Origin of the sequence: Methylocystis borbori, from assembly GCF_036576025.1 — a bacterium.
In the GTDB taxonomy this organism is placed as follows: Bacteria; Pseudomonadota; Alphaproteobacteria; order Rhizobiales; family Beijerinckiaceae; genus Methylocystis; species Methylocystis borbori.
Genome location: NZ_JAZHYN010000028.1, coordinates 33,334 through 44,051 on the forward strand (window position 1 = coordinate 33,334; position 10,718 = coordinate 44,051).

Here is a 10,718-nt window from a genome sequence, read left to right on the forward strand (position 1 = left end):
TTTCGCCGAACCGGCGTCGGCGTCGGCAAAAATTCTTAAGGCCTATCGCTGCATCTCCAATTCGTCGAAATCGGAGCTGCGCTCTCTTTCAATCCCGAGCGCAATGACGAAGCTAAAGACCGCCGCGGTCAGGCACCAGAGCGAATACCAGGCCGGGCGATTGGCGGCGAGCGCAAAAACGAAGGTGAGAAAAACCATCACGCCGAAAATATTGATGGCGCGACGATCGCTCATCACCAGCGGCGCCACGGTCAGCAAGACATAAAGAAAATGCGCAATGAGCGGCGGCCGCTCGAACAGCGGATCATAGGCGAGCGAATGTTTGACGACGGAAATATCGATGCCGTCGGCGCCCGCGAGCTTTGCGATCAAATAGACGGCGAGAACGACGCCTACGGCGCCCATCCAGAGGAAGACGCGCTTGCGTTCGGCGTCCGTCTCGGCATAGGCGGCGGCGAAGGGCGTGAACACGGGCCAGACGGCAAAAGCGATGAGCGTATAAAGATAACGGAAAAACTGGCCGTCGTTAGGATCATTCAAGGTGAGCCAAACCGCCGCCTCGGTGAATTGATGAATCGAGAACACCAACGGGAAGGCGGCAAAGAGGAGCATGCGTCTGTCATGGCGTAGCGCCTTTGAGACCATGCCGACGCCCGCCAATCCCAGGCCGAGCCCCGCGGTGATGCTTGCTTCGAGCGAATAACACATGGCGCGAACGCGAAATGTCAGTGCTTAAGCCTCGTCGCGCTGAATAATATCGCGCTCTTCATTTTCGTCGAGTCCCTGAGCCCAAGCTTTCTCAAAAGCTAAAACGTAATGTTTCCAATGAGCCGAAAAAACCGCGAAGCGAACCAGGAACAATCCATGCGCCGACAAGTTATTGGCACAGACGCGTCGCAGATGCGTCGGTTGAATTAAGGAGATACGCATGACTGGCATCATCGACAAGGTTAAAGGCGCCGTTAACGAAACCGTTGGCAAGGCGAAACAGGCCATTGGCGATGCGGCGGATTCGCCCAAGCTTGAGGGCGAAGGCGTGTTGCAGGAGATGAAGGGCAAGGGCCAAGGCATGCTCGGCGACGTGAAGGACGCTGCGGCGGATGCCGCTAACGCGGCCGGCGACGCGCTGGAAACGGCCAAGGATACGGCGAAAGATATGGCTGACCGCGCAGCGGACAGCGCAAAGCGTGCGACGCACGACGCCAGGGAAGCGATTCATCGCGCGACGAGGTAACGTCAGGCGCCGAGACCAATGGGCCGCCGTCATTATGACGGCGGCGCCCCATTGCTTCTGCGCATCTCAGCCATTTTGAAATTTTTGGGAGGGCGGGGAACGAGACCATAGATGCTGGGTTTAACTGGCATCAGTCCGAATCTGCCAATAGGAGGATGAGATGGGAAGCCTGTTTCATTGGGCCGTTATATTCCTGATCGTAGCGCTGGTTGCGGCGTTTCTCGGCTTCGGCGGCGTCGCCGGCACGGCGATGGAAGGCGCGCGCCTTCTCTTCTGGGTCGCGCTTATCCTATTCGTTGTCGCGACCTTGGTCGGATTTATTCGACGCGCCTGAATCCGCGACAACCGAGAGACGCCCATGTCAGCCGGTCGCTCCCTCGACCGGCTGACTTTATGGAATGTCCTCAAGCGACGTGCGCCAGGCCTCTCCGCTCGAATCCGAAGGCGCGCGCCAGTCGCCGCGCGGCGAAAGCGATCCTCCCGAACTGACTTTGGGACCATTGGGCAACGCCGACCGCTTGAACTGGCTCGTCTCGAAAAATCGTCTCACGAAAACGCCGAGCCAATGTTTGATCGTCGATAGATCGTAAGCGACTCTGTCTCGCTCCAATACGCCCGACGGCCATGCGCCGTCGGAAGCGTCTCGCCAGGCGCGCCATGCGAGGAAGGCGATCTTGGCCGGCGCGAAGCCATAACGCGTCGCGTAGAACAGGTTGAAGTCCTGCAAAGCGTATGGACCGACGACGTCCTCGGTCCGCTGTGTCGCCTCGCCAGGGATAAGCTCCGGCGAAATCTCGGTGGCGAGAACATCGGTGAGGACCGCAACGGTTTCGGCGCCAAAGCGCGCGTCGCGCGCGCACCAGCGAATGAGATGCTGGATGAGCGTCTTCGGCACGGAGGCATTAACGTTGTAATGCGACATCTGGTCGCCGACGCCATAAGTGCACCAGCCAAGCGCGAGCTCCGATAAATCTCCCGTGCCGATGACGATCGCGCCATGCCGATTGGCGAGACGAAACAGAAGCGAGGTGCGCGCGCCGGCCTGCACATTCTCATAGGTCGCGTCGTAAAGGGCCTCGCCTCGCGCCGCCGGATGATCGATGTCGAGGAGCATCTGCTTGCAGGCGTCTGAGATATCGATCTCCTGCGCCGAGACGCCAAGCGCGCGCATGAGCCGCCAGGCGTTCTCCTTGGTGCGCGCGCTCGTCGCGAAAGCCGGCAAGGTGAAGCCGAGAATATTTTCGCGCGGCAGTCCCAGCGCGTCGATCGCCGTCACGGCGACGAGAAGAGCGTGCGTGGAATCGAGGCCGCCCGAGACGCCGATCACGACCTTGTCGATTTTTGCGGCGCGCAATCGCTGCTCCAGCCCATGCGACTGAATGTTGAAGGCCTCGAAGCACAATTCCGCGAGGCGCGCCTCATTGGCCGGCACAAAAGGAAAGCGCCCGACCTCGCGCAAAAAGCCGAGATCGCGATCGCGCGGCGCAGCGAGGTCGAAAGCGATGCGACGAAAGGCGACGGCGCCCTGCTCCACATCGGCGCAATCGCCGAATGTGCCCTGTCGTGCGCGCTCGGCGAGGAGGCGGGAAACGTCGATATCGGCGAGGGTCAGTTGCGGCGCGTCGGAAAAGCGTGGCGCCTTGGCGAGCACGGCGCCATTCTCGCAAATGAGCGCCTCGCCGTCCCAGGCGAGGTCGGTCGTCGACTCGCCCTGCCCCGCGGCGGAATAAAGATAGGCCGCAAGACAGCGCGCCGAATGCGCGGCGCAAAGCGTCTCGCGATAGTCGGACTTCCCGACGATGGCGTTAGACGCCGAGAGATTGAGCAATACCGTGGCGCCGGCGAGCGCCGCGCGCGAAGACGGCGGGATCGGGACCCAAACGTCCTCGCATATCTCCATATGAATGACGAGGCCGTCGAAGTCGCTCGCCTCGAGCAGCGTATCGGAGCCGAAGGGCGCATATTGTCCGGCGATGGAAATCTCTTCGCCCGCGACGAAAGCGCCGGAGGCGAAATGTCGACGCTCGTAGAATTCGCGATAGTTCGGCAGATAGACCTTTGGCGTCACGGCGAGCAGACGCCCGCGCAGGATCGCGACCGCACAATTATAGAGCCTCCCGCGATGGCGCAGCGGCGCGCCGACGACGATCAGCGGATGAATGTCCAGCAACGTCTCGATCAGCTCCGCGAGCGCGGCTTCGACCGCGGAGAGCAGCGCCTCCTGCTGCAGGAGATCGTCGATGGCGTAGGCGGAAATCCCGAGTTCTGGAAAAAGAACAAGGGACGCGCCGCGGCGGTCGGCCTCCTGCGCAAGTTCGATCGTGCGCGCGACATTAAAGGCGGGATCCGCGACGCGAACCCGCGGCGTCGCCACCGCGACGCGGATAAAGCCATGGGTGTGCAGACAAAAGAAGGGATGAGTCATGAACTTCGGCGCCCGTCGCTTAACGCTTTTGTATGGCTCCGCAGCCAGGCGTCCAATTTTTCGAAGCAAAAATCTCCGCTCTCATATAGCGCGGAAACGAAGTTCCATGTCGCATCGGCTTCGGCCGTAATCGCAACATCGTTAATCGCAAGAAAGGCGAACATGCCCGCAAAACTCGTCCGTTTATTGCCGTCGAGGAAGGGGTGGTTTTGCGACAGGCTCTCCCATAACGCGGCGGCCTGCGCGATCGCATCGGGATAATAACCGGTCTGCGGCCGAAACAACGCCGCCTCCAATTGCCCCGCGTCCCGCAGGCCGGGCGCGCCGCCATAGCGTTCGATCAGATCGTCGTGAATGGCGAGGATTTCCGCGATGGTCAGGTAGTCGACCCTCTCCCCGCTCACTTGCGCCTCACTTGGCGAGCTTTTCATAGAGTCCGCCGTAGCGCGGCAGGCTCGAACGATAGGCGTCCATCACATGACGGCGCGGTCGCGCCTTGTCGCGCTCCTCAATATGCGCGCGCAAGGCGTCCTCGACCACCGCCTGAAGTTGCCGCCCCTCGTCTTTCGCGATCTTGCGGATCGCGGCGAGCAGGTCCTTATCCACCTGAGTGGCGAATTTCTCACGAGCGGCGGTCATTCTGACTCCAATAGATTAAAAATATTATCTTCTTTTATCAAGAAACATCAAGTCGCTCCCACAAAGCAAAAGGGCGGAGTCTCCCCCGCCCTTGTTTTCGTAAGTCGCGCTTCGCTTAATGCGCGAGGATCGCCAGCAGCAGCAGCGCGACGATATTGGTGATCTTGATCGCCGGATTCACGGCCGGCCCAGCGGTGTCCTTATAGGGGTCGCCGACCGTGTCGCCGGTCACGGCGGCCTTATGCGCCTCCGAGCCCTTCTCGTGCTTCACGCCGTCCTTGTCGACGAAGCCGTCCTCGAAGGACTTCTTGGCGTTGTCCCAGGCGCCGCCGCCCGAGGTCATGGAGATCGCGACGAACAGGCCGTTGACGATGACGCCGAGCAGCAACGCGCCGAGCGCCGCGAAGGCGTTGGCCTTGCCGCCCAATATCCAGGCGACCAGAAAGGCGACGATCGGCGCTAGCACCGGCAGCAGCGAGGGCACGATCATCTCCTTGATCGCCGCCTGCGTCAGCAGATCGACGGCGCGGCCATAGTCGGGGCGCTCCGAGCCATCCATGATGCCGGGCTTTTCGCGGAACTGCCGGCGCACCTCGACGACGACGGAGCCCGCCGCGCGCCCCACCGCCGTCATGGCGATACCGCCGAAGAGATAGGGGATGAGGCCCCCGAAGATGAGGCCGGCGACGACATAGGGGTTGGAAAGTTCGAAATCAATCTTCCCCAGCCCTTTGAAAAAGGGCACGTCGGTGTCGATGAAATGCTTCAGGTCATTCGTATAGGCGGCGAAGAGCACCAGCGCGCCGAGACCCGCCGAGCCGATGGCGTAGCCCTTGGTCACGGCCTTGGTGGTGTTGCCGACGGCGTCCAGCGCGTCGGTCGCGTGGCGCACCTCCTTCGGTAGACCGGCCATTTCAGCGATGCCGCCGGCGTTGTCGGTCACGGGGCCGAAGGCGTCGAGCGCGACGATCATGCCGGCGAGGCCGAGCATGGTCGTGACCGCGATGGCGGTGCCGTAAAGGCCCGCCAGCTCATAGGTGAGGACGATGCCGAGCACGATGACGAGCGCCGGCGCCGCGGTCGATTCAAGCGACACGGCGAGGCCCTGAATGACATTCGTGCCATGGCCCGTCACCGACGCCTGGGCGATCGACACCACCGGGCGCTTGCCCGTGCCGGTGTAATATTCGGTGATATAGACGATGGCGCCGGTGACGATCAGCCCGAGAATCCCGGAGAGAAACAGTCCGTAGCCGTGGATCGCCTCGCCATTGACCTTGCCGATCTCGCCCCAGCCGACGGTGAAGGTCGTCGCCAGGAACAGGCCGACGATCGACAGCACGCCGGTGGCGATGAGGCCCTTGTAAAGCGCGCCCATGATCGAGTCGTCGATGCCGAGCTTCTTGAAATAGGGGGCGGCGATTTTGCCCCATGGCGTGTCGTCGTCGCCGAGCTTCACGAAATAGGTGCCGGCGATGGAGGTCAGGATCGACAGGCCGCCGATGGCGAGCGGATAGATAATGGCGTCGGAAAGTCCCTGCTGCCCGGCGAAGAAGATCGACGCCAGCACCATGGTCGCGACGACGGTCACGGCGTAGGTCTCGAAGAGGTCGGCCGCCATGCCGGCGCAGTCGCCGACGTTATCGCCGACGTTATCGGCGATGGTCGCCGGATTGCGCGGATCGTCCTCGGGAATGCCCGCCTCGACCTTGCCGACGAGATCGGCGCCCACATCCGCGCCCTTGGTGAAGATGCCGCCGCCGAGACGCGCGAAAATCGAAATGAGCGAGCCGCCGAAGCCGAGCGCCACCAGCGCGTCGACCACCGTGCGGTCGGCCGGCGTATAGCCCAGCACCCAGGTGAGGATTGCGTAATAGACCGCGACGCCAAGCAGCGCGAGGCCCGCGACGAGGAGACCGGTGACGGCGCCGGCCTTGAAGGCGATGTCGAGGCCGCCGGCGAGCGATTTCGTCGCCGCCTGCGCCGTGCGCACATTGGCGCGCACCGAGACATTCATGCCGATATAGCCCGCCGCGCCCGACAGCGTCGCGCCAACGAGGAAGCCGAAAGCGACCGCCCAGCCGAGCAGAATGACGAGCAGTACGAAGATCACGCCGCCGACGATGGCGATCGTCTTATATTGGCGATCGAGATAGGCTTGCGCGCCCTCCGCCACCGCGTCCGAAATTTCCTGCATGCGCTTCGAGCCGGGATCGGCCGCGAGCAGCTCCTTGGAGGTCATTACGCCATAGACGATAGACGCCAGTCCGAAGACGATGGTCAGAAACAGAACCATATTGATTTCGCCTTTTCGTTCGCCGGCCGGAGGACGGCCGAAACAGTCGCGCCACGGGGGATATCGCGCAACGAAAGAAGCTGCGACCGCGCCCGACGAATCGGGGCGGACCACGAATTTCCGGGGCGCTTTCTGCCAGAAACGGCGCCGCCCGGCAATGCCGGCGGCGGCCGCCTTTCCTAGAAATGCGAGAAGGACATTTTTTTGAAATTCACTGGCTTTTTCCTGGCGTCGAGGAAGAGCGGCGGCGCATCGCCGGCGACGATCTCCCCGATGCGGATCGCGCCCGCCGGCGGGACCGCCGCCGGAGCGGCCGTGAAGAGAATTTCGTAGTCGTCTCCGCCAGTTATCGCCGTCTCAAACAGCGCGGCGTCCAATGCGATCGCCGCGCGCGCCGCCTCCGAGAGCGGGACGGACGGCAGGTCGACGATCGCGCTCGTCCTGGAGGCGCGCGCGAGCTTCGCAAGATCGCCCGCGAGGCCGTCCGAAATGTCCATCGCGGCGCCGGCGTTGGCGCGCAACCAGGGCGCGAGATCGAGGCGCGGCTTGGGCAAGAGATAGCGGCGGATCAGATCGTCGCGCGCCTCAGGGGAAAGACGCTGCGCGAGCGCTTGGTCCCGCCGAACGGCGAGACCTAGCGCGGCGTCGCCGATCGTCCCGGTAACATAGATCGCGTCGCCCGCCCGCGCGCCGTCGCGGGGAACGAAGCGCGACGCGCGGCCAAGCGCGGTTATCGAGATCGTTAGCGGCCCGGGCGTGGCGGTCGTGTCGCCGCCGATGAGCGGCGCTCGAAAGGCGCGCGCATCCTCCGCAAGGCCGGCGGCGAAGGCCTCGAGCCAGCTATTCGTCCAATCATCAGGCAAAGCGAGCGACAGGAGAAAGCCTATGGGCTCCGCGCCCTTCGCCGCAAGGTCGGAGAGATTGACGCGCAACGCCTTTTTGGCGATCAGCGCCGGCGGGTCGTCGGCGAAGAAATGCACGCCGGCGACGACCATATCGGTCGTGAGGACGAGCGGCTCCTTTACAGGATCGAGAAGCGCCGCGTCATCCTTGAGGCCAAGGGCGCCTACGCCCGCGATCGGCGCGAAGACGCGGGCGATGATCTCATCTTCGCTGTAGCGTTGCGGCATAGCCTCGCCCTCGCGCTTCGAGACGCGAGCTTCGCTCGCTCCTCAGCATGAGGGCGAGTCAAGCGCGCCGCCGGCTTCCTCATCCTGAGGAGCCTGCGCCCAAGTCGGGCTTGCCCGATTTGGGCTTCAAATGCCGATCTCGGGTAAACCCGAGATCGGTACAGGCGTCTCGAAGGACGAGGAAGCCGGCGGCTCTCTTCCTGTCAACCTAGCTCCTCGGCGCGCTCCTCATGCGCGATCCTGTCGAGCACGGCGTTCACCATGCCCGACTCGGTCGGGCCGAAAAAGGCGCCGGCGACATCGACATATTCCTTGATCGCGACGCGCGCCGGAATATCCTTGCGCGCGCGCAACTCATAAGTCCCGGCGCGCAACGCGGCGCGCATCACGGATTCGAGCCGCGAAAGCGGCCAGCCGCCCGAAAGCGCGTGGTCGATCTGCCGGTCGATCGCCACCTGATCCGTCAATACGCCCTGCAGCACGTCGCGAAAAAAGCCGGCGTCGGCTGGCTTATATTGCGCGCCCTCGATTTCGCGCCCCATCCAGTGAGACTCGAACTCCGCGAAAATCTCATTGAGGCCCTTGCCGGCGACCTCCATCTGATAGAGCGCCTGAACGATGGCGAGACGCGCCGCGGAACGCTGGTCCAAACTCATGCCGCGCCTCGCTTCAGGCGCACAAGCGCAAGCGCCGCGCGGGCGGCGTCGGCGCCCTTGTTCCCCTGTTTGGGATCGGCGCGGACAATCGCCTGTTCGTCATTCTCTACGGTGAGGATTCCATTGCCGAGCGGCAGGCGCCGCGAGACGGAAAGGTCGGTCAAGGCGCGCGCGCTTTCATTGGCGACGATCTCGAAATGATAGGTCTCGCCGCGAATGACGCAGCCGAGCGCGACGACGCCCTCATAGGGCGCGCCCGCGGCCTCGGCCGCGTCGAGCGCGATCGCCGCGGCGGTCGCGATCTCCAGCGCGCCGGGAACGTCGATCACGCTCGCCTGCGCCTGCGCTTGCTTGAGCGCGTCAAGCGCGCCCTCGTGCAAAAGCGCGACGATATGAATGTTGAATTTCGCCGCGACGACGAGAATGCGCGCACCGGGAACGGGCGCGGCGTCAGCGTCGTCGGGTGAGAAACCTGCCATTGGAGCTCCGCAAGTTCGCGCGACAACCCTCTCCCCCTCGGGAGAGGGTGGCTGCGGAGCAGCCGGGTGAGGGGTACCAATGCGCCAAATGAGACGAGTGACATCAGAGAGCAAGTAGGCACAAGGGTTTCAACCGTGAAGACCCCTCACCCGACCCGGCTCCGCCGGGCCACCCTCTCCCAAAGGGAGAGGGTTGTCGCGCCCTTAATTGTTGGCCGCGCCTTATGTCATAAGGCGAAGCGGATGTCAGCCGGGTTATCGCGCCTCGCTCAGCCGCGCCGCATAGCGCGCCATGAGATCGACCTCGATATTGAGCGCGTCGCCGGGCTTGCGCGCGCCGAAGCTCGTCACCGCGAGCGTATGCGGAATGAGCAGGATCGAAAAACGGTTCTCCTCCACTTCGTTCACCGTAAGCGACACGCCGTCGAGCGCGACGGAGCCTTTTTGCGCGATGAAACGCCCAAGCGGCGCCGGGGCTTCGATCCAGAAGCGCGCCATGCTTGTTTCTTCTAATGGGCGCGCTTCGGGCCCGCTATCGCAAAAGTCGTCGCGCGACAGAATGCGCGCCACGCCGTCGACATGGCCGGTGACGATGTGGCCGCCGAGTTCGTCGCCGATCTTCAGCGATCGTTCGAGATTGACGCGCGTCCCCTGCTCCCAATTTCCGACAGTCGTCTTCGCGAGCGTCTCCGCGGCGGCGTCGACGTCGAAAATCGTGCGGCCGCCGTCGCGCGCGGCCGCCACCGCCGTGAGGCATGCTCCCGAGCAGGCGATGGAGGCGCCGATGGCGATTCCCTGCGCATCATAGGAGCAGGCAATGCGCAGCCGCCGCAAAGCCCCGCGCGGCTCGACGGAAACGACTTCGCCAAGGTCCGTGACGATGCCCGTGAACATCAGCCGACCTTCGCATATCTGGTCATCGTATCGGCGCCGAGCGAACGCGTCTCGATGATCCGGTAACGCGCGTCGTCTTCGAGCGCGGCGCGCGCGGCGGGCGTCAGGGCGAGGCGCCCTTGCCGCCCCAGAGGCTTCACGCCTTTATGCAGGATCACCTCGTCGGCGAGGTTCCCCATCAGCAGGCTCTCCGCGACGCGCGGCCCGCCTTCGCTGAAGACGCGCGTCATGCCGCGATCGGCGAGAAGACGCAGCGCCGCGCCGAGATCGAGTCGCCCGTCCCGCGTCGCGACGCGCGCCACCTCCGCGCCGGTCGCCTCCTCGAAGGCGCGCGCGGCGTCATCCGTCGTCTCGTCGCCGACGATGATGAGCAGCGGCGTTTCGCGCGCCGTCGACGCAAGCCGCGAGCGCGGCGAAAGCGTGAGCCTGCGGTCGAGGACGATGCGCAGCGGCTTGCAGTCCTGAAGGCCAGGCAGGCGCACCGTCATCAGCGGATCATCCTCGCGCACGGTGCCGGCGCCGACCATGATCGCGTCATGCAGCGAACGCTGCACATGGGTGAAGGCGTCGGCGACCGGACCGGTGATGTGCAGGCGCGGATCATGCGCGGCGCCGGCGGCGTAGCCGTCCGCCGTCTGCGCGAGTTTCAGCGTCACCATGGGACGGCGTCTGGTCACCCGCAAGATATGGCCGAGATGGTCGGCGCGGGCCGCGGCCGCTTCGACGCCAACGACGACCTCTATCCCCGCTTCGCGCAGGCGGGCATGGCCATCGCCGGAAACGCGGGGGTCGGGATCTTCCATAGCGGTGACGACGCGCGCGATCCCGCCGGCGATGATGGCGTCGACGCAGGGCGGCGTCGCGCCGTGATGGGCGCAGGGCTCCAATGTGACATAGAGCGTCGCCCCGCGCGCGGCTTCGCCCGCGGCGGCGAGCGCGATGGCCTCGGCGTGAGGACGCCCGCC

At 64.2% G+C, this 10,718-nt stretch carries 12 protein-coding genes; 2 read left to right on the forward strand and 10 right to left on the reverse strand.

The window, feature by feature from the left end; genetic code table 11:
* Positions 1-42: 42 nt before the first annotated feature.
* A complete protein-coding gene (locus V3H18_RS10550; protein WP_332081998.1) occupies positions 43-708 on the reverse strand; it encodes a DUF6629 family protein in 666 nt (221 codons plus the stop codon).
* A 220-nt stretch (positions 709-928) separates the two neighbouring features.
* Here V3H18_RS10550 and V3H18_RS10555 point away from each other — a divergent pair, with 220 nt between their 5' ends.
* Both V3H18_RS10555 and V3H18_RS10560 read left to right on the forward strand, forming a co-directional pair.
* On the forward strand, positions 929-1,234 hold the full coding sequence (locus V3H18_RS10555) for a CsbD family protein (RefSeq protein ID WP_332081999.1): 306 nt from the start codon (positions 929-931) through the stop codon (positions 1,232-1,234).
* A 160-nt stretch (positions 1,235-1,394) separates the two neighbouring features.
* On the forward strand, positions 1,395-1,568 hold the full coding sequence (locus tag V3H18_RS10560) for a DUF1328 domain-containing protein (protein ID WP_332082001.1): 174 nt from the start codon (positions 1,395-1,397) through the stop codon (positions 1,566-1,568).
* 57 nt (positions 1,569-1,625) lie between these two features.
* On the opposite strand, the gene V3H18_RS10565 is transcribed toward V3H18_RS10560, so the two are convergent.
* The 9 genes from V3H18_RS10565 to ribD form a co-directional block, all read right to left on the reverse strand.
* The gene (locus V3H18_RS10565; RefSeq protein WP_332082002.1) at positions 1,626-3,659 is read right to left on the reverse strand and encodes an NAD(+) synthase; all 2,034 of its coding nucleotides are present in this window, start codon (positions 3,657-3,659) and stop codon (positions 1,626-1,628) included.
* Positions 3,656-4,063 carry a type II toxin-antitoxin system death-on-curing family toxin gene (locus V3H18_RS10570; RefSeq protein WP_332082003.1) on the reverse strand — a complete coding sequence of 136 codons (408 nt, stop codon included), beginning with the start codon at positions 4,061-4,063 and terminating at the stop codon, positions 3,656-3,658. The genes V3H18_RS10565 and V3H18_RS10570 overlap by 4 nt, the downstream gene beginning before the upstream one ends.
* 7 nt (positions 4,064-4,070) lie before the next feature.
* Positions 4,071-4,298 (reverse strand): hypothetical protein, encoded by a 228-nt coding sequence (locus tag V3H18_RS10575; protein ID WP_332082004.1) that lies wholly within the window; start codon positions 4,296-4,298, stop codon positions 4,071-4,073.
* Positions 4,299-4,413: 115 nt separating this feature from the next.
* A complete protein-coding gene (locus V3H18_RS10580; RefSeq protein WP_332082005.1) occupies positions 4,414-6,594 on the reverse strand; it encodes a sodium-translocating pyrophosphatase in 2,181 nt (726 codons plus the stop codon).
* 179 nt (positions 6,595-6,773) lie between these two features.
* Positions 6,774-7,724 (reverse strand): thiamine-phosphate kinase, encoded by a 951-nt coding sequence (thiL, locus tag V3H18_RS10585; protein ID WP_332082006.1) that lies wholly within the window; start codon positions 7,722-7,724, stop codon positions 6,774-6,776.
* A 203-nt stretch (positions 7,725-7,927) separates the two neighbouring features.
* Positions 7,928-8,380, reverse strand: coding sequence for a transcription antitermination factor NusB (nusB, locus tag V3H18_RS10590; RefSeq protein WP_332082009.1), 453 nt, complete (start codon positions 8,378-8,380; stop codon positions 7,928-7,930).
* Entirely contained in the window at positions 8,377-8,859 is a 483-nt protein-coding gene (ribH, locus tag V3H18_RS10595; protein WP_332082010.1) for a 6,7-dimethyl-8-ribityllumazine synthase, read from the reverse strand. Before ribH ends, nusB begins: the two co-directional genes overlap by 4 nt.
* 255 nt (positions 8,860-9,114) lie before the next feature.
* On the reverse strand, positions 9,115-9,753 hold the full coding sequence (locus V3H18_RS10600; protein ID WP_332082012.1) for a riboflavin synthase: 639 nt from the start codon (positions 9,751-9,753) through the stop codon (positions 9,115-9,117).
* Positions 9,753-10,718, reverse strand: a 966-nt coding sequence (ribD, locus tag V3H18_RS10605) for a bifunctional diaminohydroxyphosphoribosylaminopyrimidine deaminase/5-amino-6-(5-phosphoribosylamino)uracil reductase RibD (RefSeq protein ID WP_332082013.1), incomplete at its 5' end; no start/stop codon positions are given. The genes ribD and V3H18_RS10600, both read right to left, overlap by 1 nt.